The following is a 26,994-nucleotide window of genomic DNA, read 5'->3' as shown; positions in this document are numbered from 1 at the left end:
CGCCCTCAGAGGTCGGCGAGCTTGCCCACCTCGAGGTGAGCGATGTCGCCGCCCGAGTCCATCGCCGCGTCCAGCAGGTGCGCCAGCGACGTGCCGAGCACCGGCACGGTCGCGGGATCGTCGCCGTCGCGCAGCACGATCCAGTGCGAGTCCTCGGTCTCGGCGATCCGCCTGCCGTCCGCGAGATCGATCAGCGCCTGGGCGTAGTGCCGACCCGACTGCAGGTGGGCCCTCTCGGTGTGCGGGCGCAGTCGCCACGCCCCGTCGAACAACGAGGCCGAGCCGATCCGGTGGTACAGGGCGATCGCCTCGCCGCCGCCGGACGGTCCGAACACGTCGCCTTCCACCGGCGGGGTCGTCTCGTGCTCCGCGACGAGCCGGTCGAGCACCTCGTCGATGGCCGGCGGCGCGTCGACGAGCACCCACCCCGCCACTGGGCGGAGCGCGCCGTCCTCGTCCTGGGCCACGCCGACCAGGCCCGCGTCCAAAGCCACCACGCGGAGTGTGCCGAGGTCGTTGACGTTGATCGTGGCGCGGCACAGGGTGGCGGGCACCGTCTCCGTCCTGATGCCGGCGTCGGTCCGGTCGCGGGGTTCGCTGAGGCGCAGGTCGAGCATGGGGTTGGGGTGGCCGTTGGTGCCGCTGATCGCGAGGTACGGGTAGAACCGGGTGATCCAGCCCGTGACGATCTCGCCGCCGTACGCGTCGGCCGGGTTGTAGATGCGCTGCCAGAACTCCCGGCGCACGGTGCCCGAAGCGGCGCTCACGAACTGGTCCATGATCGGCGCGAGTGACCGCACCCACTTGCCCAGGCCGAGAACGCTCAGGTCGTCGACGCGGGCGCGGATCTTGCGCCAGTCGTCCGCGGTTCCGGTGAGCGTAATCGACGGGATGCCGCAGACGCACGTCATCCAGTAGGCGTAGTACGGCGAGTAGGCGTCCATCAGCGCCACGCGGCCCGCCACGCGTTCGACGTCCGTGCTGGTGCTGAAGTCGCATTCGAACGTCGTGTCGCCGATCTGCTTCGCGAACAGTTCCACGACGTGCGCCCACGAGCGTGCGTCGGTGGGCATCGGGCCGTCGAGCACGATTTCCAGGCGCTTCTTGCCGCTGTGGCTCACGAGCAGCTGGCGCAGTTCCTCGGCGTGCAGCTTCACGTGCTGTGCGACGCCGCGGGCGATGGTCAGCCAGACCGCGTCCGGGGTCAGCACGAGCGGACGGTGTTCGGCGAACGCCTTCGCGACGGCGCTCAGCAGCGGGTGGACACCGTCGGGAGCCAGGACCTCGGTGTCACCACCGACCACGAGCGCGTCCGGGAACCGCAGAGCGAACGGGCTCGTCGGCAGGGCATCGGTGACGGGCGTGACGTCATCGACCGGGAAGGTCACCATTCCCGGACTGTAGAACGACATCCGCCAGCTCGGTGAGCGATTTGCCCAACGGCAGGTCGACCCTGATGGACGCGTACGGGTCGCCACGCGTCTCACCGCGGTTGATGATCACGACCGGGATGCCGGACTCCGCGGCACGGCGGACGAACCTGAGGCCGGACATGACCGTCAGGGACGAGCCGAGGACGAGCAGCGAACGCGCGTTGTCGACGAGCGAGTAGCACTGCTCCACGCGCGGGCGCGGGACGTTCTCGCCGAAGAACACGACGTCCGGCTTGAGAACACCGCCGCACTCCTCGCAGCCCACCACCTCGAAGCCGCGGACCTGGTCCTCCGGCAGGAAGACGTCGCCGTCCGGGTTGATCTCGTCGGTGGTGGCGGCGAAGTCCGGGTTGGCCTCGCGCAGGCGGCGGTCCAGCTCGACGCGCGGCGAGAGCATCCCGCAGTCCAGGCAGATCACGCGGTCCAGGCCGCCGTGCAGTTCCACGACGTCCCTGCTGCCAGCGGCCTGGTGCAGGCCGTCGACGTTCTGGGTGATCACGCCGGACAGCTTCTGGCCGAGCCGGGTGACGGCGTGGTGGCCCGCGTTGGGGTGCGCGCGGGCGATGGTGCGCCAGCCGACGTGGCTGCGGGCCCAGTAGCGCTGCCGGCCGGCGGGACTCGTCGTGAACTCCTCGTAGGTCATCGGGGTGTGCTTGCGCAGCGACCCGCCCTCACCGCGGTAGTCCGGGATCCCGGACTCCGTGGACAGGCCCGCGCCGCTGAGCACCAGCACGCCGCCCTCGTCGACGATCGGGATCACGTCGGTGAGGGTGGTGGTGCGCGGCAGCGACGGGCCTGAAGGAGACCACGTCAGGGTCGGCCTGGTTCGCACTTCACCAGCTTACGTACCAGTTGCGCAGTTCGGCCTCAGCCGCAGCGACGTTCCCGCCCGACGCGGCCGTGACCAGCGCGAACTGCCGTCCCGCCCCACTGCGGAGCAGCAGCCTGTCGCCGTTGACCGTGGCCGACGCCGAGCTCACGACCAGCGGTGAGCGCAGCGACTCGGGCAGGTGCAGCTCGGTCGGCGCGGTGCCGCCGTCGGCGTCCCAGACGATGACCGCGAACGGCGCGTTGCCGACGAGGGTGCGGACGGCTGCCAGCGGGATCTGCTGCCAGGTCTGGTAGGCGCGGTCCTCGTAGGCGAAGGCGAGCGTGGTGCCCGCGACGGCCTGCGGGTAGACGCGGTCGACCAGAGCGCGGTCGACGGTGAGCACCGGGGTGCCGGACGCGTCGAGCTTGACCGCCGAGAAGTGCTCCTCGTTCATCGCGTCGCCGTCGGTCATGACCTTGTTCGGGTTGTCGTTCATCAGCTCGTGGTGGCGGCCGTAGTTGATGTCCCAGTGCCACTGGCTGCCCGAGATCGCGCTGCCGCGCGGCGCCGACCACCAGCGGGAGCCCTGCGAGGTCGAGTCGAGGCCCTGGTAGATCCCCTTGAGCACCGAGGAGAGCTTGTCCGAGGTGTTGCCGGCGACCGGGTGGCCGAACTCCGAGACGATCGACGTGGTGCCGAGCGCGGTGGCGCGATCGCGGATCGTGCGGAACGCCTGGGTGTACTGGCCGTCGGCCGCCTTGCCCGGCATCAGAAGCCCGGACTGCGCCTTGCCGTCGTAGAAGTGCGCGTTGAACACGAACCGCTCGCCCAGCGCCTGCACCAGCGCGAGACCGCCGGGTTCGGCGAAGAAGTCCACGTTCTGGTTCCAGAACACCAGCGGCTCGACGAACGCGGGCTTCGACGCCCAGCCCGCATCGTCCATCTTGGTCCGGAAGCGCTGGTAGAACGGCATCAGGAGATCGCGCTCCCACTGCTGCGAGGTCTGGCCGCTGTCGTACTTGCCCGCGTAGGGCTCGTTGAGCGGGTCGACGCCGACGACGAGCTTGAACTCGTTGGCGGGCAAGGCGTTCTTGACGTGCTTGAGCGCCTCCGCGGCCGCGTTGAGGAACGAGTCCTGCACGCCGTTGCGGTTGTGCCAGAAGTCGTAGGTGGCCGCGGTGACGGCGTTGTTGTTCTTCATGTTCTGGCCCCAGTGGAAGCAGAGGCCGCACGACTCCTTGGGGTACCCGCTCGCCGCCCACGCCGGCGCGCCGTCGCCGGTGTACCAGCTGCCGGAGTTGAACAGATAGCGCGAGTACAGGTCCTGGTGGAAGTCGAGGTAGACGCGGATCCCCTGATCGGTGAACGCCCGCAACTGCGCTGTGACCCCGTCGAGGTAGGCGTCGTCGATCTGGCCGCGCTGCGGTTCGATCCACGCCCACGTCAGCAGGAACCGCACCGCGTTGGCACCCGTCAGCTGCTTCATCGCGACGGCCGACTTGCGCGCGTCGGCGACGTTCGCGAACGGCAGGCCGCGGTATTCCGCGAGCTTCGCCGTGCCCGAGACGTTGAAGCCGCGCAACACCACCTCGCGGCCGTGCTCGTCGCGGAACACCCCGCCGGACACCCGGAGCTCGGAGCCGTCGAACGACTCCGCCCGCACCGGAGTGATCACGAACGAGAGCAGGAACAAGACCGTCAGGAGCACCGCTCGCCGCATCGCCGCCGCCTTCGCCGAACATGAACGGGATTCGCGTTGCACGGTAGCCGGTGAATTCGCGCCGGACTAGGGTCGGCGGAGCGCGTTCGACATATTCGACGCACCAATTCGGGAAGGCGCTTACCGTGGTCGCTCTCATCACCCGTGACGACGTCGAGGTGCTCGAGCACACCGTCGCCGACGAGCTCACCGCGATGAGCGAGGCGTGGGACTGGTTCGAGAACCTCGTCGGGCTCAAGGGCCGCAAGATGTTCGCGCGCATCGACGAGACGGCGGGCACCTACACCGTCTGCACGCCGCGCTTGCCCGGCGACTCGTTCGACCTCGCGGTCGGGGTGCTGCGCGGTGGGCGGTACCGGCGCACGGTCCTGGAAGGCGAGCCGCCCGCGTTGTACGGGCGGATCGGACCGGCCATGGAGGAGCTCAAGGCCGCCGGGCCCTGGGACTCCTCCAGGCCGCTCGTCGAGTTCTACCGCCGGCACACCGCGATCGAGCTGTGGGTGCCGGTCACCTGATGCTCGCGGTCAGCGCGTCCACCTGCAGACGCGTCGACGCCTCCGCGCGCACGGTGATGCGCACCCTCTTGGTCTCGCTGCGCAGCCGCACGTCGGATTGCTTGTACCGCAGGTAGTTCAGGCCCTCGCTGCCGACGGCGACCGGTTCGGTCAGCGTGGTGGCCACCTCTGCTCCTGCCTCGCTCAGCTCGGTGATCACGAGCCGTGCCGTGCCGTTGCCGCGCAGGATCGCGTTGGACGTGAGGATTCCGGGCCGTGCCTGGACGTTCGCGCTCACCTCCAGGGTCGTCGGCTGCGCCGACGTGGCCTCGCGGAGGGTGCCGCAGTCGGACACGAGACTCCAGCGCGAGCACAGCACGCCGTAACCCGGCTTCGCGCGGTTCTTCGTGAGGTAACCGAACGCGATGCTGTTCGGGTGCGGTGGCGTGCGCGGGTCGTCGTAGAGCTCCCAGGCCATCGTGAGCGGCACCTGCACGCTGTCCAGCGTCTTCCTGGTGTAGTCGGCCTGGTCGCGCTCCGCCTGCGCGTCCGGCGCGCTCTGCCCGATCTCGCCGACGATCACCGTGCTGGCCGGGAACTTCTCGCGCAGGCCGCGCACGGCCCCGTCGAGCAGGTCAAGAGTGGCGTAGGCGTGGACGTCGACGAAGTCCATCGGCTTGCCCACGAGCGCGGCGGCGAGATCAGGACCGTCGACCGCCGCGTGCATCACGGACACGCCGCGCTTGCCCCTCGGCGCTGCCGTGCGGTCGTACACCATTGCCACATAAGCGCTCTGGAGGTTCGGCTGGCTGCCGCGCACACCGGACGTCTCGTTCTGCAGGTCGTAGTACAGGACCGCGTCAGTCGGTTCCAGGGCGTTGATGTAGGTGTTCATCCAGGTCGCAGCGGAGACGGCGAACTCGGCCCACTTCGTGAGGCCGTTGTCGTCCCAGTTCGGGTTCGTGAGCCAGCTGTTGGCGAACGCGACGACGAGCCGGACGCCGCGTTGCTTCGCGATGCCCGCGAGGTCGGCGAGGTTGCGGGCCTGCGCCGCCGCGTCGGTGCTCTTCTCCGGCCACAGCACGATCCTCGCGACGGTGCCGCCGGTGGAGGCGATCACGTCGAAGTCACGCGCGACCTGATCGCGCACCTGCGGCCACACCGCGTCGTCGAGGTACTCCTGGTACCGCTTCTCGTGCTCCGGCAGGTAGTTGAAGCCCGCCCAGCCGCGTGCGTCGCGCAGGATCGTGACGCTCGCGTGCGTGACGACCTGACCGCCCTCGTAGACCCGCACGACCTTGCGGTCCGCGCCGCTCGTGCCGATCGCGGCCGACCCGCCGCTCAGCACGGTCTCGGTGCCGTCGTCGTTGACCAGCCGCGCCTCGCCGCCGGTCCACCGCACCGTGGCGGTCTCGTTCTGGCTGACCACGGGACGGTCGAACGAGACCGTGGCGCCGGAGTCGGCGGTGACGACGAGGGTGTCGAGCAGGTGTTCCTGTTTGACGCCCGCCCAGAGCGTGAACACGGTGGTGCCGCGGCTGATCCAGGTGATCCGGCCCTTCCCGGACGGCCCCTGCGCGTACAGCTTCTGCGGGTTTCCGTTGTGCGACACCCACACCTGGGCGTCGCTCAGTGCCGTGGTCCACGCCAGGTCGATCGTGCCGGTCGTGCCGGGTGCGAGCGCGAGATGGGTGCGATCGGCGCTCAACCGGCCGGGCGGCCGTCCCGTGCTGCTCGTGGTGCCCAGCACGGTGGCGAAGTTCGGCCCGCCGCGCAGCTCGAACGTCGTCGTGGTGTCGGGGCGGAGGTACGGCCAGGTGGCGCTGCCGTTGACCTCCTGCCGCCACAGCTTGGCGGCCTTGCCGGTCTCGCGGATCCAGATCTGGACGACCTGGTTGCCGTCGGTGGACCAGCTGACGCCGACCGAGGCCGCGTTCTGGCCGGGTGCGAGCGTGACCTCCGACGCCGACACGCTGATTCGGTTGCTCGCGTGCGCTGGGGCCACGAGGGTGGCGAGCAGCGCGACCGCGAGCACGAGTGATCTCCCCCAGGTGCTCATGCCGCCCATCTGACCAGATGAGCGGCCTGCCCGCTGGGGTTTCCGAGCTTCCGGCGGTACGGGACGCAGTCCCGGACCGATCAGCTGAACGCGCCGGCCACCAGTTCCGCGGTCTTGGCCAGCAGCGGCTCGTCGGCGGGCGCGTCCTGGACGGTCTTCGTGGACAGCACGGCGATCACGATCGGCGCCCGGCCCGGCGGGAAGGCGATGCCGGCGTCGTTGGTGGTGCCGTACTTGCCGGTGCCCGTCTTGTCGCCCCAGCGCCAGGCCGTGGGCAGGCCGGCGCGAAGGCGGTTGCCGCCCGTCGTGTTGGCGAGCAGCCAGCGGGTGAGCTGGTCGGCGTCGGTGCGGTTGAGAGCGTGGCCCAGCGTGAGACGGGCATAGCTCTGGCCGAGGGCGCGCGGCGACGTCGTGTCGGTCGTGCGGCCCGGCTCCGCCGAGTTCAGCTCCGGCTCCCAGCGGTCGAGGCGCGTCACCGGGTCGCCGATCGAGCGGCAGAAGCGGCTGATGGCCGTGGGGCCGCCGAGCTCTTGCAACAGCAGGTTCGCGGCGCAGTTGTCGCTGTAGGTGATGGTCGCCTCGCACAGGGCCGAGACGGTCATGCCGTTCGCGAGGTTCTCGGGCTTGCCGGTGATCGGGCCGTAGCCGGACTTGGTGACGTCGTCCTGCGTGTAGCGGATCACCTTGCCCAGCAACGAACCGTCGTGGTCGCGCCGCAGGATCGCCGCGGCCGCGAGGGTCTTGAAGGTCGAGCACATCGGGAACAGCTCGTCCGCGCGGTGCAGCACCGTGCGGCCGGTGCCCGTGTCGGTGGCGAACACGCCGAGACGCGCGCTGTGCTGCCGTTCGAGGTCACGCAGCTTGCCGCTGATCGACGACGCCTGCGCCTGGGCGGGCACGGCGACGGCCAGCGCGGCACCCGCGCCCAGTGCCAGAACCGAGCGACGGTCAACAACCAACGTCCTGTCCCCCTTCTTGCGAAACCTTTCCACCTGTCAGGACGCGCGGGAGATCAACTGGTTGTCACCGAAGTACGCGCGAGCGGGCCTCGCGACCCTGAAGCAGGAGCGCTAGCCCGGCCGTCGCTCCGTGGCGTGCCGGGCCACGTGCCTGCCCGGCTCCGGCCGCTTGCCCAGCAGCATCAGGACCACCGCGACGATCAGGCCGAGCGTCGCGAGCCCGGCGGCCACGGCTCGGGCGGCCGGGTGGTCCAGAACCAGCGTGGAGATCGTCAGTGCGAGCACGAGCGCGGCGATCGGGCCGATCACGGCGATGTCCTGGCGTTCCTTCGCAGGCTCGACCGGCTCGATCCGCTCGGCCGGCACGCGCGTTTCGATCGTCTCGAAGTGCTGCGAGTAGGCCGGTGGTCGCACGCCGGGAGGAACCGTCACGCCCAGCATGCTGCCCGAGGAGGGCGCGCCGCCGCAAACGTCGCATTTCGCGGCCGGTCCGTGTTCCCATGTAGCCGCTGGGCAAAGGGAGGTTCGTCATGTGCCGGTGGCTCGCGTATTCCGGTTCGCCGGTGCTGTTGGAGGAGCTGCTCTACGCGCCGGAGAACTCGCTGGTCATGCAGTCGAAGCACGCCCGGCTGGGCGCCACGGCGGTGAACGGGGACGGGTTCGGCATCGGCTGGTACGGCAGCACGAGCACGCCCGGCCTGTTCCTGAGCACCGAACCCGCGTGGAACGACCGCAACCTCCGCGAGCTGTCGGCGCAGATCACCGTCGACCGGGTCTTCGCGCACGTGCGGGCGTCGACCGGCGGCGCGGTGCAGCGGTCGAACTGCCACCCGTTCCGCTACCGGAACTGGTTGTGGATGCACAACGGGCTGATCGCGAAGTTCCCGCTGGTGCGCCGCGAACTGACGCTGGCGATCGATCCCGTGCTGTTCCCGCTGATCGAGGGCTCGACGGACTCCGAGATCATGTTCTACCTCGCGGTGAGCTTCGGGCTGGAGCAGGACCCGCCCGCCGCCATGGCGCGCATGGTCGAGTTCGTCGAGGAGGTCGGCAGGCGTGCGGGCGTCGAGTACCCGGTCCAGATGACCGTCGCGACCACCGACGGCTCGACGACCTGGGCGTTCCGTTATTCGAGCCGGGGTAGGTCGCGGACGCTGTTCCACAGCACCGACGTGTCGACGTTGCGGCGGCAGTACCCGGACAACCCCGCGCTGCAGAACGTGGCGGACGACTCGCGGCTCGTCGTGTCCGAACCGCTCGGTGACCTGGTCGGTGCCTGGCAGGAGGTGCCGGAGTCCACGTGCGTCGTCGTGCGGCCCGGCGTCGAGGAGGAGCTGGTGCCGTTCAAGCCGTGAATCGTCAGGGAAACGTCAGGTGGATCGCGACTACCGTCAAAGGTCGCCGCCGCCACGGACACCCTGGAGAGGTTCCTCATGCTGAACACGGCAGCGGCAGCACTCGTAGCTCTGTCCGCCCTCGCACCCGCGGACGCGGCGGACGAAGAACCCACGGCCGCACTCGAGGTCGTGACCGTCAACGGATCCGGCTGCCCCGCCGGTGACGCCGACGTGCAGACCAGCGACAGAACCTTCACGATCGGCTACCACACGTTCCTGGCGCGGGCGGGTGGCGGCTCGGCACCGACGGACATGCGCAAGAACTGCCAGATCAACATCCGCGTGTCCGTGCCGGAGGGCTACACCTACGGCCTCGCGCGCACCACGTACGAGGGCTACACGCACCTGCAGGAGGGCGCGACCGCCCTCAACCGCGTCAGCACCTACCTGCAGGGCACCTCGCCCACCGCCGTGGTGAACCACCCGTTCACCGGTCCGTTCAGCGACGACTGGGAGACCTCCTACCGCCCGAGCGCGGCGGAGATCCAGTGGTCGCCGTGCGGTTCGCCGCGCAACATCAACATCAACGCCGAGGTCCGCGTGCTGCTCGGGTCGGCGAATCCCGACCGGCTGAACTTCGCGATCGTGGAGTCGAGCCGCGGCCTGGTGCGGGTCAGGCGCTGCTGACCGCGACCCTTTCCCCCGGGCCTGGTGGCGGCCAGCAGTACGAGCGCGGCAATCGCGATCCACGTGTAGATGTCGCCGTAGACGTGCTGCCACCAGGTCCACAGCATCTCCTTGTCGCCGGTGCTGGGCAGCCAGTTGAACGGCCCGAGCAGGAACGGCACGAGCACCGCCCCGAGCGTCACCCGAGCCCAGGTCTTGCACACGAACCCCAGCGCCAGGAACGCCGGCACGCACCACACCCAGTGGTGCGACCACGAGACCGGTGAGACGAGCAGTCCCGCCGTGCCGATCGCGGTCAGCGCCACGACGTCGTTGCGCGCCCGCCGCGCGGCCACGACCGCGAGCACCACGACGACCGCCGACAACAACAGCCACAGCAGCGTTTCGGCCGGCTGCCCCGGGTTGATCCGGTGCAGCACACCGCGCAACGACTGGTTGGTCATGTAGGCGAGACCACCGACGCGGCTCGGGTCGAGCAACGCGTGGAACCAGTACTCGGTGGAATCCCCAGGGGCCAGCACGAACCCAGCAGCGGCGAGGCCCGCGAAGGTCGTGACCGTCGTGAGCGCCGCCCGCCAATCCTTGCGGAGCAGGAAGTACAGCACGAAGATCAACGGGGTCAGCTTGATCGACGCGGCCACGCCGACCAGCACCCCGCGCCACCGCCGATCGGTGACGGCCAGGCAGTCCACGACCACGAGGGCCATCAGCAGCAGGTTGATCTGTCCGAAGTGGAACGTCGACTGCACCGGTTCCAGTGCCAGGGCGGCGACGGAGACGACCGCCGCGACCGTCCAGACGACGTTCGCCCGCCGGGTCAGCTGCCTGATGACCAGGAAGCAGACCGCGGACAGGCACAGGAAGCTGACGATCACCACGAGCGGGTTCGCCGCCCACACCGGCAGGAGCGCGAGGCCGCTGAAGAGGACCGCCGCCACCGGCGGGTAGGTGAACGGCAGGCTCGGCCCGTCCAGCGTGCCGGGGAAGTCCACGTACAGCGGAACCCCTTCCAGCCAGGCCAGTCCGCCCGTGCGGTACACCTGCAGATCGATGAAGTGCTCGTCCGACACCGCGAGGAGGACCGGCAGCGCGGCCAGCGCCACGAACCACAGCACGCGGGTCGCCCTGCGCGCCTTCACCCACCGGTGCAGCGCGAGGATTCGCCGCCGTCCGGCCGCGAACGCCTCCGGAGACATCGGCGGAACGTCGTCGACGAGCTGTCTGATCAACACTGTCTCGTTCACACGTGCTTCTTGGCCGATGCTGGCTTTCGTGTTCCCGCACCAGGAATGTGACCGTCCTCATGGGAACGCTCCTGGACGCATCGACCATGAGGGAGCACGACCCATGACGAGGCGGCAGCGGCGAAGGGGGTGTCCGCTCTGGGGCCTAGTTCGTGAACACCCGGTGCAGCACGACCCAGATCTCGCCCGGCCGTTCCACCGCGCCGGGATACCAGCGCGGCGCGATGGCCTCGGTCAGCTCGTCCGCGCGGTCGAGGAGCGTGCTGACCGCGGGCTCGCCGACGACGATCACCGCCGACCAGTCGATGTGCGCCATCAGGTAGTCCTCGGTGACGCCGAACCGCTGTTCCAGCACGGTGATCAGCTCGTGGCCGGTGTCCGGGCCCGCGTCGACCTCGCTGACGTCGGGCACGCCCTGTTCCTCGATTTCGACGTCATCGGGGTCGTACGTGTCGTCGTCCTCGTCGTCCTCGTACTCGGACCAGACGTGCTTTTCGAGCGAGTAGATGCTCGACGTGAGAGCGTCCGCCTGTTCCTCGCTCATGATGAGCGTGACCGAGCGGCCGTCGGTCAGCGTGAAGGTCAGCTCGGCCTCCGGGACCCCGTTGGAGCCGGGGACCGCCTCCACCGTGCCGGCCACCTCGCCGAACAGCACGGAGTCCGCCGGGCTCTCGTTGCCCATGCGCATCGACGGCAGGTTCGCGGCCATGTCCACGACGAGACGGGCGGCGGTCCAGAAGTCGTCCTTGTCGCGGAACACCTTGCGGCTGCTGGTGAGCGTGCGGCCGATGCCGGTGGGATCGACGCGGGCCTCGATCTCACCGCAGCGCTCACGACCGTCCCATCTCGCGTAGACGGTGATGCCGTTGGCCATGCGCTTGCGGTAGTTCTCGTGGTGTCCGTGGCGGGCGAGCTCCCACCCTGCCACCGACGCTGGCCACTGGTCGTCGAACAACGGTTTTCCTCTCGACGGGGAAACCTTCGACGCGGGCGGCGCGAAGATCGTTCCCACGGGGGCACGACGAGCTGGAAGCGCGCAAGCACCTGCGGGCCATCAACACCACCAGTAGGACCGGACAGCGCCGCCGGAGGTGACTGTTGGCTGCGCGACATAGGATGCGAGGGTGTTCGTGAAGCTCTGCGGTCTGCGCACCGAGTCCGATGTCGCCGTGGCGGTCGAGGCCGGCGCCGACGCCGTCGGTTTCGTGCTGACCGCCAGCCCCCGTCAGATCGACGCCGGCCTGGCACGCAGCCTCGTCGCGGAGGTTCCGCCGCACGTCCTCACCGTCGCCGTCGTGCGCGGCATCACGGCCGCCGAGGCCGGCGAGCTGGCGTTGAAGACCGGCGTCGCGGCGCTGCAGCTGCACGGCGACTACTCGAAGGACGCGTTCGACGAGCTGGCTCACCACCCGTTCCAGCTGGTCAGGGCCACCGCACTGGGGCCGGAGACCGATGTGCGCACCGGCGCGTTCGGCGAGGAGCTGCTGCTGATCGACTCCCCCGTCGCGGGGTCGGGCGAGCAGTGGGACATCACCAGGCTCGAGGACAACCGGCCCAGCGGCAAGTGGGTGCTGGCGGGCGGGCTGGCACCGGAGACCGTCGCCGAGGCCATCAGCGTCGCCGCGCCGTGGGGCGTCGACGTGTCCAGCGGCATCGAGTCGAGCCGTGGCGTCAAGGATCACGGCCGGATGCGCGAGTTCGTGGCCGCTGCCCGCGGCTGAGGCAGTCAGCAGGGTGGTTCGTAGGTGTGGTCGCGGAACTGCGCCGACCACTCCTCGCTCGTGATCGGCGTGCCCGCCAGCTCGCACACGCGCCGGGCGGCGGCCTCGACGTCGGTGTCGGAGAACCTGATCGTCCCCTCGTCGGTCGTCGCGGCGACACGCCTGCCGTCCGGGGTGAAGAACACCCCGGCCACGGCGCCGCCAGGGCTGCGCAGAACAGCGGACATCGCGGGCTTCGCGGGATCGGTGACGTCCCACAGCCCGGCTGCGCGGTCTGCGCCGGTGAGGACGAGGGAACGGTTGTCGGGACTGAACTTCACGGTGCCGAGCGGTCCACTTTGGCCGGTGATGACCGACAGCGGTGCGGAGTCGGCGACGCGCCAGAGCCGGGCGGTGCGGTCGAGCCCGGCACCGGCGATCATCGTGCCGTCGGCGCTGAACGCGACGCTCATGACGGCCTCGCGGAAGCCGGTCAGCTTGGCGGTGGAGCGCGGGTGGGCGCGGTCGGTGAGGTCCCACACGCGGACGGCGCGGTCGGTGCTGGCTGAGGCGAGGCGGGTGCCGTCCTGGCTGAACGCGATGCCGTTGACGTTGCGGGCGTTGTCGCTGAGGGTCGTGAGCTTGGCCGGGGTGCGCGGTGAGGTGACATCCCACAGCACGAGGTCGCCCGCGTCGTCGCCGGTGGCGAGCGTCGTCCCGGCCGGGCTCCAGGCCAGGGTGCCGACCGTGTCGCGGAAGCCGTCGAGAACGGCGATCGGTGCGGCCGGGTGGGAGACGTCCCACAGGCGGACCGTGCGGTCGCGGCCGGCCGTTGCCACGAACGCACCGGACGGGTGAATGGCGGCGTACATCACCGCATCGGTGTGGCCGGTGAGGGTGGCAAGCGGCGTGAGCGTGCGGAAGTCGGTGCGCCACAGGCGGACCGTGTTGTCGAGGCTCGCGGTGGTGGCGACGAGTCCGTTGCCCGCGAAGATCGCCTCGACCGCGGTCGCGTGGCCGGCGGGGGTGGCGAACGGGTCGTGCCACAGGTAGGAACGGCCGGCGCTGCTGGAGCTCGCGAGCAGCGTGCCGTCGCGGCTCAGCGCGATGTCGCGGACGCGGTTGGGCTGGGTGAGGTGGCTGATCTCGCGGCGCGTGGCCACGTCCATGATCCGGACGACGCCGTTGTTCGCGCCCAAGGCGAGGCGGGTGCCGTCCGAGGTGAACGCGAGGCCGCGCACCAGCGAGTCCGGGCCGGGGAACTGCTCGGTTTCGCCGTCGTGGAGCCAGATCGCGTGGGTCTCGTCGGCGATCGCGAGCTTGCCGTCCCGGCTCCACGCGAGGCCGCTGATCGGGCCCTTCGCGGTCAGGACGAGCTTGTCGCCGACGAACACCCTGCCGTCCTCGCCCGCGGTCGCGAGCACGCCGGACGGGCTGTACTCGACGCGGTGGACCTCACCCTCGTGCGCCACCGGAACGGTCGTGGGTTGCCCCGACCGCAGATCCCACACCTGCGCCACCGGTCCCGCGGTCGCGAGCAGTGTCGCGTCGGGGCTGAACGAGACCCCGGCCACGCCGACGCCGGGCAGGAACCGGGTGAGCAGCCGCGGTTCGCCGGTGACGTCGAACAGCCGCACGCCGTCTTTTCCCGCCACCGCAAGGCTCTTGCCGTCACCGCTGAACGCCACGTCCATCACGCGGCCGGCGTTGGGCAGGGTGGCGATGCGCTGCGATCCCTTCCACAGCTCGACCACGCCGTCGACGGCGCCGGTGGCGAGCAGGCCGCCGTCCGGGGTCATCGCGATGGTGTCGATCTGGTCCCCCGCACCGTGCAGCCTGGTCGGGAACGGCGCGGCGAACGTGCTCAGCAGTGCGCTGCGCGCTTCGGGCGTGGGCGAGATCCGGTACGCGGCAAGGGCGATCTGCCCGGCGAGCGACGGGTCGGTGGCGAGCAGGCCCGCCGCGTGCTCGCCGCCCTGCCGGGACGTCGCGCGGTCCCTGTCCGCGACCGCCTGCCGCCACTGCACCACCGCCGCGGCACCGGCGACCGTGGTCAGCAGCACGAACACGGTCAGCGCCGCGACGAGCTGACGCAGCCGCCGGGTGCGCTTCCGCGCGCTCTCCTGCTCGGCGGCCTCGGCGGCCAGCGAGGCGGACAGGAACGTCTTCTCCCGCGGTGTCAACGCATCCGGGTTCGCCGCCGCCCAGTCGCGGGCCGACGCGAGCCGCACACCCCGGTACAGCGCGCCGTGATCGTTGCCGAGCGCGGCCCACGTCTCGGTCGCCTCGCTGAGCTGCCGGTGCAGCCTCAGTCCGGCGCGGTCGTCGGACAGCCAGTCGCGCAGCCGCGGCCAGCTGCGGATCAACGCCTCGTGCGTGAGCTCGACGGTGGTGTCGTCGATCGTGATCAGCCGTGCGGCGGCGAGCTTTTCCAGCACGTGCACGGTGAGGTCGCTGTCGTCCAGCGACTCCCGCGCCACCCGCCGCTTGGTGTCCGCCGCTCCCTCGCCGAGCGCGGTGAGGCGCACGAAGATCCGCCGCGCCGCCGCCTGCCCCGCCGGGTCCAGCGACGCGTAGACCTCCTCGCCGCTGCGGGTGATCGCGTGCTGAATCCCGCCAGCCTCGTCATACCCCTCGACGGTCAGCCGCAGTCCGCGTCGTCGTCGCCACGTCTCCAGCAACGCGTGTGACACCAGCGGCAACGCGGCAGGTTGCCCGGCCGCCTCCGCCACGAGCCGCGCCACCAGTGCGGTGTCGAGGACGCAGCCTTCGCGCACCGCCGGCTGGGTGATCGCCTGCCGGAGCTCGTCGGCGTCCATCGGCCCGACCAGGACCTGGCTGTCCTGCAACGCCTTCACCAGCCGCGGATACCGTCCACAGTGGCCGTAGAAGTCCGCGCGGACACCGAGCACGACCCTGGCGTGCTTCGCCGACGCGGTGATCAGAGCGTCCACGAACCAGGCGCGTTCGTCCGCGTCCTGGCACAGCGTGAAGATCTCTTCGAACTGGTCGACGACGACCAGCACCTCGTCACCCGCCATGCCGAGGTAGAGGTGCAGGGCGGCGGGGTCGGCCAGGTCGTGGAGGACCTGGCCGACCCGTGTGCCGGTCAGTTCGGCCATCCGCAGCGCGCATTCCTCGCGCGGACTCGTTCCCGGCGTGAACACCACGACCGGACCGTGCGTCCGTGCGACGAGACCCGCGCGCAGCAACGAGGACTTGCCGGAGCCGGACGCCCCGAACACGCCGAGGAACCGCCGTTCTCCCACGCGCCGGGTGAGCTCGGCGATCAGCGCGTCGCGTCCGAAGAACCTGTCGGAGTCCTCGATCTGGAACGCCGCGAGCCCCAGGTAGGGCGCGCGGACACCCTCGGCGGGTGGCGCGGCCAGCTGCTCGGACAGCTCGTGCCACCGCTGCCGCCACTCCTCGGCGTCTCCCCCGCACGCCTCGACGTACGCGAGCGTCACGGCCAGCGTCGGCAGCTTCCGCCCGCTCGCCGCGTCGGACAACACCGTCACCGAGTAGTGCGCCTGCCTGCTGAGCTCCCGGTAGGTGGGTCTGCCCGCCTTCTCCCGCAGCCGGCGCAGGTCGGCCGCGAAGCTCAGCAAGGGGCTGTCCTCAGGCCCGAGTGGCCGTTCCGGTCGAGGCATGGACTCCCCTTGCGCGCTTGCCGTTCCGTTAGGCGGAACGGTAGCCCGGAATGTCCTCCACTCGGTCGTACACCGGCAACCCGCGCTCCCTGGCGATTCGCACGTCCTGGTCGGCGCCGGCCGACTCACCGGGCAGCCGCAGCACCGCGTCGCAGTGCTCCAGCAGCCGTTCCGCGGTCGGGTACATGATCTCCGACGCGATCGGGTCCAGCGGCGAACTGCCACCGGCGCCGCGCAGAACAGGCAGCGCCACCCACTCGCCGATCATGGGCACGTGCCCGCTGCGGAAGATCGGCCAGGCGGCCTCCTCCAGCCGTTCGAGGTTGCGCGCCATCAGGTCGGGGTCGTCCCCGGTGCCCGATCGGTAGGGCCCCGCGATCAGAATCAGCATGCGATCGACCATAATGTGCAACACTCGGCAAAAACAAGGAGAAACGTGCATGCTCGCCGCCCAACGCCGTGACCTGCTGCTCGAACGCCTGCGCACCGACGGCCGCATCGTCGCCAAGGACCTCGCCGCCGAAGTCGGCATCTCCGAGGACACGATCCGCCGCGACCTGCGCGACCTCGCGGCAGCGGGCCTCTGCCAACGCGTGTACGGCGGCGCTTTGCCCGTGTCGCCCGCGATCGCCGATTACGCGACACGGCAAGAGGTCTCGGTCGACGGCAAGCAACGCGTCGCACGAGCAGCCGCGGCGTTGATCGAGCCCGGTGCCACGGTGATCCTCGACGGCGGCACGACCACCCTCGCCGTGGTGCGCGCGCTACCGCTCGATCTGGAGGCCACGGTCGTCACGCACAGCCCGACGATCGCGAGCGCGTTGGAAGAGCACCGGAACGTGGACGTCTACGTCATCGGCGGGCGGCTGTTCAAGCACTCGATGGTCGCGTGCGGTGCCGCCGCCGTGGAGGCCGCACGGGGCGTGCACGCCGATCTGTTTCTGCTCGGCGTCACGGGCGTGCACCCCGAGGCGGGGCTGACCACGGGCGATGCCGACGAGGCGGCGATGAAGCGCGCGCTCGCGCACCAGGCCGCCGACACGTACGTGCTGGCCAGCTCGGAGAAGATCGGCGCCGCGTCCCGGTTCGGCGTGCTGCCGTTCAGCGAGGTCGCCGGGGTGGTCACGGATGCGGACAACGCAATCGTGGCGGCGTTGGAGGTGCCGGTCATCCGGGCCTAGATCTGGAGCAAACCCTTGGGAGAACCGTAGGTCCTGCCGCACTGGGTCAGGGCGAGCACGCCGTGCCCCTCCACGTCACCCTCGAAGTACGTGGGATCGACCGACAGCTCCTCGGCGACCTCGGTCGCCCAGATGTCGTCGAGGTCGTCGTTCTCGTCGCTCCAGTCGTGCGGCAGGCCCCTGCCGTTCTCGACGTCGAGCTCACCGATCTGGTCCTCCGGCTTGAACGCGTCGTAGTAGCGGACGATCTCGCCGCTGTCCGCGATGCACCACGCCGTCCAGCCGTCACCGCAGCTCATGCCGTAGTAGTGCGCCTCGCCGAACACCGCGCTCAGCACCGCGCAGATCTCGGTGACCGGCCTTTCGGCGTGCGCGAACGGCTCGCCGAACACCAGAGTCCAGCCGTCCCACGCGCCGGTGACGTAGACCCGCGCGCACCGCACGTGTTCGTCGTCCTTGGCCCACGCGTGGTGGTCGTTGTTCCAGGCCGAGCCACCGAGGATCTTGGTGACCGGAGCCGGGTCCCGCAGGCCGCAGACCTCGAGCACGGCGGCCTGGTTGTCGGTCCTGATGGCGAACCAGCCGCCGCAGAGATGCATTTCCTCCGTGCCGTACATCTCTTCTTCGATCTTGACGCGGATGAACCGCTCGATCATCGTGCGATCTGCCGGGGACAACGCGTCCGGGCCGGCGACCTCGACGATGCCCGCCAGTGCTCCCCTGCGGACCGCGCCCTTGGCCGTCCGGCGCGTCTCGTGCAGCAACGGCAGCACGTCCGGGCCCATGGTTCCGAACGCCCACAACGCTTCCTGCCGCACGTGGTGGTCCTCGTCCGCCAGCAGGGGCAGCAGTTCGCGGGCGTGCCGCAGGGCTTTCTCACCGCGGAACATGCTCGCGGCCACGCGGCGCACCATCGCGTCCGGGTGCCGGGTCGCGGCGAGGTGGAACCCGGCGTCGTCGGACTGGGCGATCCGCGCTGCCAGTTCGTCGAACGGCGTGCCGTCCATGTCCATGACACGGCAGGGTACGCGTTGGTCCGAAGTGGACTCCCGGTTCCGCCGGACGGCCCACTCTTGACTCGCCGCGTCGCAGGAGGAACGCTGCGGAACTGATGAGTACCTCAACTCTCGCGGAGGAGCACGTCAAACCGGTGGTGCGCTGGGGCATCGGCCACGCGCTGCCACGGGCGGTGCTGCGCATGGCGGCCCGTCGCGGCGATCTGCAGGGCCGCATCACCGTCGAGGCGTCCACGGGCGCCGACCTCACCGGCCTGTTCGACGAGATCCGCTCGCGCGGCCCGCTCGCCGCGACGAAGGTCGGTCACACCACGACCAGGCACGCGATCGTCAGGGAAGTCCTCACCAACGACGCGTTCGTGACGACGCGTCCCCGTTTCGGCGCGGGAATCCTCGGCAAGCTCGCCGCCTGGTCGGCCACGGACGTGACGCATCCCGTGCAGCCGCCGTCGTTGCTCGTCGTCGAACCGCCGGCGCACACCCGCTACCGCAAGCTCGTCACGCGCGTCTTCACGGCCCGTGCCGTGGAACAGCTCCGCGAGCGCACACAGGCGATCGCCGACGAGCTGCTCGACGGCCTCGACCCGGCCAACCCGGTCGACCTCATCGAGACCTACTGCGGCCTGCTGCCGGTCACCGTGATCAGCGAGATCCTCGGTGTCCCGCCCCAGGAACGCGCGACCGTCCTGGCCCTCGGCGCCGCGGCCGCCCCGAGCCTCGACCTGGGCCTGCCGTGGCGGGTGTTCCGCAGCGTCGAAACCACCCTGAGCACGTTCGACGCCTGGCTGACCCGCCACCTCGACGCCCTGCGCGCCAACCCCGGCGACAACCTGCTGAGCCGCCTGATCACCGCGCGCGAGGACGGCGCCGGCCTCACCGAACGCGAGCTGAAGGCCACCGCGGGCCTCGTGCTCGCCGCGGGCTTCGAGACCACGGTCAACCTGTTGGGCAACGGCATCGCGTTGCTGACGAAGCATCCTGACCAGCTGGAGACCCTCCGCGCCCGGCCGGAGCTGTGGAGCAACGCCGTGGACGAGGTCCTCCGCTTCGACCCGCCGGTGCTGCTGACCGGCCGCATGTGCTCGCGCGACACGACGGTCGCGGGCGTTCCGGTGCGGCGCGGCCAGCTCGTCACCACCGTGCTCGCGGGGGCCAACCGCGATCCGGAGGTGTTCGAGAACCCGTTGACGTTCGACGTCACGCGCGCGAACGCCCGCGACCACGTGTCGTTCGGCGCCGGTCGCCACTACTGCCTCGGCGCGCAGCTCGCACGGATGGAGGGCGAGATCGGCCTGCGTTCGATCTTCGACCGGTTCCCCGACCTGCGACCGCTGGCCGGCGCGCGCCGCCGTCCGACCCGCATCCTGCGCGGTTTCGAAAGCCTCCCGACGCTCCTGCGTTAGACCGGACCGGCGACGAGGTCGGCGAGGTCGTCGAACCGCACGACCAGCACCGCGCCCACCACACCGACGGCCGCCGCCAGCCACAGGGCGGCAGGGTCGGCCGTTCCGTCCACAACGGACAGTGCGACGAGGCCGAGCGCGGCTGTTGCCAGGAGGAACGCGTTGCGCACGACGTGCCGGTGCGCGAGCGTGATGCGGGCACGCCCGAAGCACCGGCACACCGCGCCGGACCGCCGTGACACCGCGCGCCACACCACGACGGTCAGGACCGCGAACAGGCCCACCGCCAGCACCAGACCGGCAACGGCGGGCCAGTACCCGGCGAACACGGAGGCGAGCAGCAGCGCGGCGGTCACGGACTCCGCCGCGACCGTCAGCACGGCGAACAGGCGCGTCCAGCGGGCCGGAATCCCGAAGGCCGGCACGGACGCGACGAAATCGGCGTAGTCGGACTTGCTGCGCAGCTTGCTCACCGCGGAGATCGCCAGGACGAGTCCGCACAGGACGACAGCGGTTGTGGTCAGCACTGTGGTCACCTCTGTCCGAGTGGCCGGAGCACGACGCCGATCAGCGCGTCCGCCGGCAGATAGCCCAGTCGCCGGGAGTCGTTGCTGCGGGCGAGGTTGTCGCCGAGCACCAGGAGGCTGTCCACCGGCACGCGGTGCGCGCTTCTTCCGCACCCGCGCCGAGAGAGCTTCCCGCGCCCTGCCGATCGTTCGTCGGACGTGGACCCGAAGTGGCGCGGTTGCAGGCCTTGCTGTGCGGGAAGACGCCCGCCGTGGCGGTGGTGCACGGCCAGTTCGGTGTCGGCAAGAGCGCGCTGGCGCTGGAGGTCGCACACCGCGTCGCACCGATGTTCCCGGACGGCCAGCTCTACATCGACCTCCGCCAGGCGACCCGCGTTCCCCACCGGCTGCTGCGGCACCTCGGCGTGCCCGAGGTGCCGCACTCGGCGGACGAGGCCGCCGCCCTGCTGCGGTCGCGGCTCGCGGACCGCGCGGTTCTCGTGGTGCTCGACAGCGCGACCGATCCCGCGCCGCTGCGCGAGCTGATGCCCGCGACCGGGCCGGGTGCCGTGCTGATCACCAGCAGGGCGCCGCTCCTGCTGGACGGCGCCGAACACCACGCGCTCGGCCGTCTGTCCGATGTGGACGGAATGGAACTGCTGGCCAGGCTGGCGCCGCGGGCAGAGGCCGAACCCGGCGCCGCGGCCAGGATCGTCCAGTGCTGCCACGGGGTTCCGCTGGCGGTGCACATCGCGGGCGCGATCCTCGCGCACCGCCCCGCCCGCCCGCTGGCCTGGCTGGCCCGCCGGCTGGCAGCAGACCCGTTGTCCGAGCTCAGTTTCGGTGGCGAGTCGGTCCGCGCCGCCTGCGCCACCGCGTTCGGCGCCGTCGACGACCCGCTGGCAGCGGCGGCGTTCCGGCTCCTCGGCCGGTACGAGGTGTGCGACGCCGTCACCGCGGCCGGAGCGCTCGGCGCGGACCTGCTGGAAACCGAGGCCGCACTGGACCACCTGGTGGATCTCGGACTCGCCGAATGGGGTGACGGCGACACCTACCGCCTGCCGGGACTGATGAGGCTCTTCGCCACCGAGCTGGGTCCGTCGAGCCGGAGCCGCACGTCCTGCCGCTGACTCTCCGCACCGCCCACGAACACCTTCTCGACGTTGCCAGGATGCGCGGCGGTGACCACCGCGGCGATCGGGTCGTGAGCGCCGGCGAGGTTGAGGTCGTCGGCCCGCAGCACCACCAGATCCGCGTGCTTGCCCACCCCGAGCGACCCGATCCGGTCCTCCATGCCGATCGCCGCGGCGCCCTCGATCGTCGCCATCCGCAGCACGTCGGCGGGCGTGACGTGCGCGCCCTCGCTCAGGTGCGCGGAGAGCAACGTGGCGCGCATCAACGAGAACATGTCTCCCGCGACCGCCGTAACGGTGTCCACGCCGAGCCCGGTCGGCACGCCCAGCGCGCGGGTGCGGCGCACCATCGGCCCGCCGTGCCCCATCCGCGCCTCGACGGCGGGCGCGATCGACACGCCCGCACCGGCTTGGGCGATCAGCTTCAGCTCGTCGTCGCCGAGGTCGTTGCCGTGGACGAAGGTCGTGTTCGCGTCGAGCAAGCCGCGGTCGCGCAGCGCCGAGACCGGGTTGCCGTGCCCGGCGACGTGCGTGACCACCCGCAGCCCCAGCGACCGGGCGAGCCGCCAGTCCCGCTCTGCCACCTCGATGTCCGAAAAGGACGGACCGAGCGGCGCCAGCGCGATGTCGACCAGCCCGCCGCCGAGACCGGCGCCGCGCCGCACGTCCTCCTCCGCGCAAGCGGGCCCGAACACCGGCTGCCCGTAGCCGTACAGCGCGCGGATGCCCGACTCGCGCAGCGCCCGCACGGCCGCCTCGGCGTGGCCGAAGGTCGGCGCGAACGAGAAGTCCTGCACCGTCGTGATTCCGGACGCGAGACATTCGAGAGCACCGGCGAGCGTGCCGATCGCCAGGTCCTCCGGTGACAGCACCGCCTGCACCGGCCGCAGCATCTTCTCCAGGTACTCGCCGAGCGTCATGTCGGCGCAGAACGACCGCACCAGCACCTGCCACAGGTGCCGATGCGTGTCGACGAAACCGGGCAGCACGATCCGGTCCGTGCAGTCGATCACGGTCTCGGCCGCCAGCCCCTTGCCCACCGCGGCGATCCGGCCATCCCTCACCAGCACGTCGGTGCCGGGCAGAACCACCACCGGGTCGGTGTCGATCACCAGCGCGTTGCGCAGCACGAAGTCCATCAGATCCCCTCAGTCGAAAGCTTTCTTAAAAGCTATCACGGTGTGCAATAGGCTTTGACCTGTGACGGACCGCGTGGAAGAACTCCTGGACAAGTGGCGAACCGAACTCCCGGAGGCCCTGGTCGCCAGCTCGGAACTCGGCAAGCGCGTCATGGTGCTGTCCGGGCTGCTCGGCGAGGCCACCCGCGCGACCGTGACCAGGTTCGACCTGACCGGCGCCGACTTCGACGTGCTGGCGGCGTTGCGCCGCAGCGGCAAGCCCTACCGCCTCAAGGCGAACGAGCTCAGCCGCTCGCTGCTGCTGTCGACCGGCGGCACGAGCAACGTCGTGAACCGCCTCGTGGGACGGGGCCTGGTCGAACGCGAGCCGGACCAGACCGACGGCCGCAGCACCTACGTGCGCCTCACCCCGCGCGGCCGGTCGCTCGCCGAGGAGGTCGTGATCGCGAACAGCAAGGCGCACGACGAGGTGCTGGCGGGCATCCCCGCCGAGCTGCTGGAGCGGGCCACGGCCGCGTTGCGCGAGCTGTTCGAACACCTTCCGCGCTGATCAGGCCATGAATGGCCGGTCTATGGCCTGTTCTCCGACCGGCTCCGCCATCATGATCAAGCCCATGATCCGTCTTTCTGTCGCGGTGATCGCCGTGCTGGCGCTGTGCAGCCCCGCGAGCGCCGCCGAAGCCACACCTCCGCAGTTCGCCGACGGGTTCGGCCTGACGGTGACGAGCCGGCCGAGATGGGTCGACGACCAGCACCGCACGTTCGTCTTCAGCGTCTCCACGAACCAGGTGCCCACGCCGACCCTGCTGGACGGCCAGGAACCCGGCCGGCACACGATCGTCGTGACTCTGCCCGACAACTACGACCGGACGGCCCGCTATCCGGTGCAGTACTACCTGCACGGCCACCCGGACCGGCCGGACGCGGCGTGGAACCAGCGCGTCGTCGAGAACGCGACGCGCGGCGCCGGGCTGATCACCGTGCAGCCCAACGGCAGCGGCCGCGGCTGGTACTCGAACTGGGTCAACCCCGGCGCCGCCGGCCCGCAGAACTGGGAGACGTTCCACCTGGAGCAGCTGATCCCGTTCGTGGACGCCAACCTGAACACGATCGCGACCAGGGACGGCCGGGCGATCGTGGGCCACTCGATGGGCGGCTTCGGCGCGTTCCACTACGCCGAGCACCGCCCCGACCTCTTCAGCTACGTCGGCAGCTTCTCCGGTGGCCTCGACCTGCGGAACTCCGAGATGCGCGCGGCCGTGGTCGCGAGCGAGCTCAATCCCGGCTCCGGCTCCCCCACCGTCGGCGCCGACGCGATCTTCGGCCCGCCGGTCTGGCCGTTCGACGGCGTGTGGAACGCCCAGAGCCCTGCCCAGCACGTCGCGTCACTGCGCGGCATGGGCATCGCCCTCTACACCGGCAACGGCGGCGACCTCACGATCAACCCGATCCAGGCCGTGCTGGAGAACCGGGCGCGGGAGACGGCACTCGTGACCGCCTCCCACCTCACCGCCGCGGGCATCCCGTTCCACTTCTCCGACTACGGCAACGGCAGCGGCTGGGCGCCGGGGTGCACCGGCAAGCACGCCGAGGAGGCGTGCGTGCAGGCGGACATGAACCACTTCGTCGGGCTGATCACCCGTCGCTGACGTGCGACGTTCGGCCTGAACCGAACGGAGCATTTCTGCAACGACGCGTCCCGAATCCGGGCTGACCTCCTCTAATGCCGATGACGGGCCCCTGCACCCGCGCACCTGCGCGGGCATCGCCCGCTAGGGAGTGTTGGAGGAACAGTGTTCTTGCGTTCACGATCACGCCTGCGCACCGCGGTCATCGCCGCGGTCGTGGGCGCCGGTGTCCTGACGGCGGTCACCCCCGCCGCCGCGGCGCCTCTCGCGGGCACACGCGCGTACCTGGTCATCACGGCGCCGGGCGCCACCAGCGGTGCCGCGTCGGCGATCACCAGCAACAGCGGCACGGTCTTTGCCACGTACGACGCGATCGGCGTCATCGTGGCGCACTCGGGTGCGACCGACTTCGCGAGCCGGATGCGCACCGTCACCGGCGTGCAGAAGGTGGGCGCCACCCGCACGACGGACATCCCCGCCGAGGCGGCCAACCCGCCGATCCCGGCCGCGAAGCCGCAGGACCCGCTGTCGACCAGTGAGCCGGCGCGCTCCGACATGACGCAGATCGGCGCCGACAAGGCGTGGGCGGTCAACCAGGGTTCTGCGAGCGTGACCGTCGGCGTGCTCGACACCGGCGTCGACGACCTGCACGACGACCTCAAGCCGAACTTCGACGCGGCCAACTCCGCGTCCTGCGCCTACGGCAAGCTCGACACCCGCGCCGGCTCGTGGCGGGACACCGACACCCACGGCACGCACGTCGCGGGCACCATCGCGGCGGCCAAGAACGGGCGTGGCGTGGTCGGCGTGGCGCCGGGCGTGAAGATCGCCTCGGTGCGCATCGCGGAGGAGCCGTCCGGGTACTTCTTCCCCGAGAACACCATCTGCGCCCTGGTCTTCTCCGGTGACCGCGGGTTCGAGGTGACCAACAACAGCTACTACACCGACCCGTGGCTGTTCAACTGCCCGGACAACGCCGACCAGGACGCGATCCTGGAAGGCGTGAAGCGGGCCGTGGCCTACGCCGAGGGCAAGGGCGTGCTGAACGTCGCCGCGGCGGGCAACGAGAACTACAACCTCGCCAACAAGACCCGTGACACCACGAGCCCGGACGACTCGACCCCGGTCACGCGCACCATCACCAACGCGTGCCTGAGCGTGCCGACCGAGGTTTCCGGCGTCGTCACCGTCTCGTCGATCACCTCGACGAACACGAAGTCGGCGTTCTCCAACTACGGCACCGACAAGATTCACCTGGCGGCGCCCGGTGACAGCGTCTACTCGACGCTGCCGGAGGGCAAGTTCGGCACCAAGTCCGGCACGTCGATGGCCGCCCCGCACGTGGCCGGTGTGGCCGCGCTGCTCAAGTCGGTCAACCCCACGGCCACCCCGGCCCAGCTGCGTCAGCTGCTGGCCACCCAGGCCGACGACCTGAGCTGCACCGACAGCCGGTGCACCGGCACCACCGCGAAGAACAACTTCTTCGGCGAGGGCCGCGTCGACGCGCTGGCCGCCGTCGGCACCGGCACGCCCGGCACGTCGTTCGAGAACACCGCCGACGTCGCCATCCCGGACAACGGCGCGGCCGTGACCAGCTCGATCACGGTCTCGGGTGTGGCGGGCAACGCCCCGGCCACGCTCAAGGTCGACGTCAACATCGTGCACACCTACCGCGGTGACCTGGTCGTCGACCTGATCGCCCCGGACGGCACGGCGTACCGGCTGCAGAACTCCAGCAACGACAGCGCCGACAACATCGTGCAGACCTTCACGGTCAACGCCTCCAGCGAGGTCGCGAACGGCACGTGGAAGCTGAAGGTGCAGGACGTGGCCGCCGTCGACACGGGCTACATCAACTCCTGGAAGCTCACGTTCTAGATCATGTCGCCTGATCGGCCGTCCATCGCGGACGGCCGATCAGGCATATGGTGCGAAAGTGCTCGACACCCGCCAGCTCGAAGTGTTCGCGACCGTCGCCAGAACGGGCTCGTTCAGCGCGGCCGCGCGGGAGCTGCACTGCACCCAGCCGGCGATCAGCCAGCAGATGCGAGCACTGGAACGGCAGGTGGGCGGGCCGCTGTTCGTCCGCACGGGCCGCGGCCTGACCCTCACCGAGGCGGGCCGCATCCTCGCCGAACGCGGCACGGCGCTGCTGGAACAACTGGCCGCGACGCACCAGCAGATCAGCGCGATCGCCACCCACGACATCGGCACCATCCGGATCTGCGCGTTCCCCAGCGCCAACGTCTCACTCGTGCCCGTGGCGGCCGCCATCCTCGCCAAGGAACGCCCGCACCTGCGGCTCGAACTGGTCGAGGAGGAGCCGCCGGACTCGTTCTCCCTGCTCCGCAGCGGCACGGCCGACGTGGTGATCAGCTTCAGCTATCGCGGCGAGCCGCAGGACGACGCCGCCGTCGCCGGAATGCTGCGGGTGCCGTTGATGCGGGAGCCGCTCGCGTTGCTCCTGCCCGCCGGGCATCGGCTCGCGGGCCGTTCGAGGGTGTCGCTCGCCGAGACCGAGGGTGAGCGCTGGATCGCCGGGTGCCCGCGGTGCCAGCGTGCCCTCCACGACGCGTGTGCCGAGGCCGGGTTCACGCCGGACATCACCTGTTCCACCGACGACAACCTGGCCATTCAGAGTCTCGTCACGGCCGGGCTGGGGGTGGCGCTGGTGCCGCGGTTGCTGTTGTCGTTCCTGCAGCACCCTGGGCTGACCACGGTCGAGGTGGAATCGAGTGCGGAACGGGAGACCGCGCTCTACACGTGGCCGGATCTGATCCGGTTGCCGCTGATGCGCGCGACTGTGGACGCGATGGTCACGGCGGCCGCAGCCACCTGACGGGACCGCGTCACAGACGTGACAGACATGAGCGCCACCGCCGCCGCAGCCACCC

The 26,994-nt window shown here is 70.5% G+C and carries 24 protein-coding genes and 1 pseudogene; 11 read left to right on the top strand and 14 right to left on the bottom strand.

Annotation, left to right across the window (positions count from 1 at the left end; genetic code table 11):
* Window positions 1-5: 5 nt before the first annotated feature.
* Genes IEZ09_RS13220 through IEZ09_RS13210 form a run of 3 tightly spaced genes read right to left on the bottom strand, consistent with a single transcriptional unit; the run spans window position 6 to window position 3,964 of the window.
* The gene (locus IEZ09_RS13220; RefSeq protein ID WP_189253940.1) at window positions 6-1,391 is read right to left on the bottom strand and encodes a DUF4419 domain-containing protein; all 1,386 of its coding nucleotides are present in this window, start codon (window positions 1,389-1,391) and stop codon (window positions 6-8) included.
* The gene (locus tag IEZ09_RS13215; protein WP_189253939.1) at window positions 1,369-2,265 is read right to left on the bottom strand and encodes an NAD-dependent protein deacetylase; all 897 of its coding nucleotides are present in this window, start codon (window positions 2,263-2,265) and stop codon (window positions 1,369-1,371) included. The genes IEZ09_RS13220 and IEZ09_RS13215 overlap by 23 nt, the downstream gene beginning before the upstream one ends.
* 1 nt (window position 2,266) lies before the next feature.
* Window positions 2,267-3,964, bottom strand: a complete 1,698-nt coding sequence (locus tag IEZ09_RS13210) for a cellulase family glycosylhydrolase (protein ID WP_189253938.1) — start codon at window positions 3,962-3,964, stop codon at window positions 2,267-2,269.
* A gap of 125 nt (window positions 3,965-4,089) precedes the next feature.
* Here IEZ09_RS13210 and IEZ09_RS13205 point away from each other — a divergent pair, with 125 nt between their 5' ends.
* Window positions 4,090-4,479 (top strand): hypothetical protein, encoded by a 390-nt coding sequence (locus tag IEZ09_RS13205; protein ID WP_189253937.1) that lies wholly within the window; start codon window positions 4,090-4,092, stop codon window positions 4,477-4,479.
* Here the strand turns inward: IEZ09_RS13205 and IEZ09_RS13200 are convergent.
* From IEZ09_RS13200 to IEZ09_RS13190, 3 genes are all read right to left on the bottom strand, one after another.
* Window positions 4,472-6,517: a fimbrial biogenesis chaperone gene (locus tag IEZ09_RS13200; protein ID WP_189253936.1), complete on the bottom strand. Its 2,046-nt coding sequence runs from the start codon at window positions 6,515-6,517 to the stop codon at window positions 4,472-4,474. The genes IEZ09_RS13205 and IEZ09_RS13200 overlap by 8 nt on opposite strands.
* Window positions 6,518-6,597: 80 nt before the next feature.
* Window positions 6,598-7,476, bottom strand: a complete 879-nt coding sequence (bla, locus tag IEZ09_RS13195) for a class A beta-lactamase (protein WP_189253935.1) — start codon at window positions 7,474-7,476, stop codon at window positions 6,598-6,600.
* Between the two features lie 111 nt (window positions 7,477-7,587).
* A complete protein-coding gene (locus IEZ09_RS13190) occupies window positions 7,588-7,908 on the bottom strand; it encodes a hypothetical protein (RefSeq protein WP_189253934.1) in 321 nt (106 codons plus the stop codon).
* Window positions 7,909-8,006: 98 nt separating this feature from the next.
* On the opposite strand from IEZ09_RS13190, the gene IEZ09_RS13185 reads away from it, so the two are divergent.
* Both IEZ09_RS13185 and IEZ09_RS46395 read left to right on the top strand, forming a co-directional pair.
* Window positions 8,007-8,831, top strand: coding sequence for a class II glutamine amidotransferase (locus IEZ09_RS13185; protein ID WP_189253933.1), 825 nt, complete (start codon window positions 8,007-8,009; stop codon window positions 8,829-8,831).
* 78 nt (window positions 8,832-8,909) lie between these two features.
* Window positions 8,910-9,500 carry a DUF4360 domain-containing protein gene (locus IEZ09_RS46395; RefSeq protein ID WP_229812513.1) on the top strand — a complete coding sequence of 197 codons (591 nt, stop codon included), beginning with the start codon at window positions 8,910-8,912 and terminating at the stop codon, window positions 9,498-9,500.
* Window positions 9,501-9,772: 272 nt separating this feature from the next.
* On the opposite strand, the pseudogene IEZ09_RS46390 reads toward IEZ09_RS46395, so the two are convergent.
* Both IEZ09_RS46390 and IEZ09_RS13175 read right to left on the bottom strand, forming a co-directional pair.
* Window positions 9,773-10,696: pseudogene (locus IEZ09_RS46390) on the bottom strand (glycosyltransferase 87 family protein); the annotation flags it as partial.
* A gap of 193 nt (window positions 10,697-10,889) precedes the next feature.
* Entirely contained in the window at window positions 10,890-11,756 is an 867-nt protein-coding gene (locus tag IEZ09_RS13175; protein ID WP_308202389.1) for a hypothetical protein, read from the bottom strand.
* Between the two features lie 112 nt (window positions 11,757-11,868).
* On the opposite strand from IEZ09_RS13175, the gene IEZ09_RS13170 reads away from it, so the two are divergent.
* Window positions 11,869-12,465, top strand: coding sequence for a phosphoribosylanthranilate isomerase (locus tag IEZ09_RS13170; protein ID WP_189253931.1), 597 nt, complete (start codon window positions 11,869-11,871; stop codon window positions 12,463-12,465).
* 5 nt (window positions 12,466-12,470) lie between these two features.
* Here the strand turns inward: IEZ09_RS13170 and IEZ09_RS13165 are convergent, their stop codons facing one another.
* The gene (locus tag IEZ09_RS13165; protein WP_189253930.1) at window positions 12,471-16,052 is read right to left on the bottom strand and encodes an nSTAND1 domain-containing NTPase; all 3,582 of its coding nucleotides are present in this window, start codon (window positions 16,050-16,052) and stop codon (window positions 12,471-12,473) included.
* A 70-nt stretch (window positions 16,053-16,122) separates the two neighbouring features.
* Complete coding sequence (locus IEZ09_RS13160) at window positions 16,123-16,485, bottom strand: DUF4406 domain-containing protein (protein ID WP_189253929.1); 363 nt, start codon at window positions 16,483-16,485, stop codon at window positions 16,123-16,125.
* Between the two features lie 49 nt (window positions 16,486-16,534).
* Here IEZ09_RS13160 and IEZ09_RS13155 point away from each other — a divergent pair, with 49 nt between their 5' ends.
* On the top strand, window positions 16,535-17,275 hold the full coding sequence (locus IEZ09_RS13155; RefSeq protein ID WP_189253928.1) for a DeoR/GlpR family DNA-binding transcription regulator: 741 nt from the start codon (window positions 16,535-16,537) through the stop codon (window positions 17,273-17,275).
* Here the strand turns inward: IEZ09_RS13155 and IEZ09_RS13150 are convergent.
* A complete protein-coding gene (locus IEZ09_RS13150; protein ID WP_189253927.1) occupies window positions 17,272-18,288 on the bottom strand; it encodes a HEAT repeat domain-containing protein in 1,017 nt (338 codons plus the stop codon). The genes IEZ09_RS13155 and IEZ09_RS13150 overlap by 4 nt on opposite strands.
* A 98-nt stretch (window positions 18,289-18,386) precedes the next feature.
* Between IEZ09_RS13150 and IEZ09_RS13145 the strand changes: the two genes are divergently transcribed.
* Window positions 18,387-19,694: a cytochrome P450 gene (locus IEZ09_RS13145; protein WP_189253926.1), complete on the top strand. Its 1,308-nt coding sequence runs from the start codon at window positions 18,387-18,389 to the stop codon at window positions 19,692-19,694.
* Here the strand turns inward: IEZ09_RS13145 and IEZ09_RS13140 are convergent.
* On the bottom strand, window positions 19,691-20,221 hold the full coding sequence (locus IEZ09_RS13140) for a MauE/DoxX family redox-associated membrane protein (RefSeq protein ID WP_189253925.1): 531 nt from the start codon (window positions 20,219-20,221) through the stop codon (window positions 19,691-19,693). The two genes, IEZ09_RS13145 and IEZ09_RS13140, sit on opposite strands and share 4 nt — an antisense overlap.
* A 5-nt stretch (window positions 20,222-20,226) precedes the next feature.
* Window positions 20,227-20,352: a S26 family signal peptidase gene (locus IEZ09_RS48250; RefSeq protein ID WP_229812512.1), complete on the bottom strand. Its 126-nt coding sequence runs from the start codon at window positions 20,350-20,352 to the stop codon at window positions 20,227-20,229.
* A gap of 78 nt (window positions 20,353-20,430) precedes the next feature.
* Between IEZ09_RS48250 and IEZ09_RS13135 the strand changes: the two genes are divergently transcribed.
* Window positions 20,431-21,330, top strand: a complete 900-nt coding sequence (locus IEZ09_RS13135; RefSeq protein WP_189253924.1) for a tetratricopeptide repeat-containing protein — start codon at window positions 20,431-20,433, stop codon at window positions 21,328-21,330.
* On the opposite strand, the gene IEZ09_RS13130 is transcribed toward IEZ09_RS13135, so the two are convergent.
* Window positions 21,252-22,472: an amidohydrolase family protein gene (locus IEZ09_RS13130; protein ID WP_189253923.1), complete on the bottom strand. Its 1,221-nt coding sequence runs from the start codon at window positions 22,470-22,472 to the stop codon at window positions 21,252-21,254. The two genes, IEZ09_RS13135 and IEZ09_RS13130, sit on opposite strands and share 79 nt — an antisense overlap.
* A 61-nt stretch (window positions 22,473-22,533) precedes the next feature.
* On the opposite strand from IEZ09_RS13130, the gene IEZ09_RS13125 reads away from it, so the two are divergent.
* From IEZ09_RS13125 to IEZ09_RS13110, 4 genes are all read left to right on the top strand, one after another.
* The gene (locus IEZ09_RS13125; RefSeq protein WP_229812511.1) at window positions 22,534-23,022 is read left to right on the top strand and encodes a MarR family winged helix-turn-helix transcriptional regulator; all 489 of its coding nucleotides are present in this window, start codon (window positions 22,534-22,536) and stop codon (window positions 23,020-23,022) included.
* Between the two features lie 64 nt (window positions 23,023-23,086).
* Window positions 23,087-24,121, top strand: a complete 1,035-nt coding sequence (locus tag IEZ09_RS13120; protein ID WP_229812510.1) for an alpha/beta hydrolase — start codon at window positions 23,087-23,089, stop codon at window positions 24,119-24,121.
* Window positions 24,122-24,265: 144 nt separating this feature from the next.
* Window positions 24,266-25,978 (top strand): S8 family peptidase, encoded by a 1,713-nt coding sequence (locus IEZ09_RS13115; RefSeq protein ID WP_189253921.1) that lies wholly within the window; start codon window positions 24,266-24,268, stop codon window positions 25,976-25,978.
* Between the two features lie 58 nt (window positions 25,979-26,036).
* Window positions 26,037-26,939, top strand: a complete 903-nt coding sequence (locus tag IEZ09_RS13110) for a LysR family transcriptional regulator (RefSeq protein ID WP_229812508.1) — start codon at window positions 26,037-26,039, stop codon at window positions 26,937-26,939.
* Window positions 26,940-26,994: the final 55 nt, after the last annotated feature.

This window comes from Lentzea flava (assembly GCF_014648475.1).
Lineage (GTDB): Bacteria > Actinomycetota > Actinomycetes > Mycobacteriales > Pseudonocardiaceae > Lentzea > Lentzea flava.
Note: the sequence above shows the minus strand (reverse complement) of the source record. Positions and strands in the feature narration are given on the sequence as shown.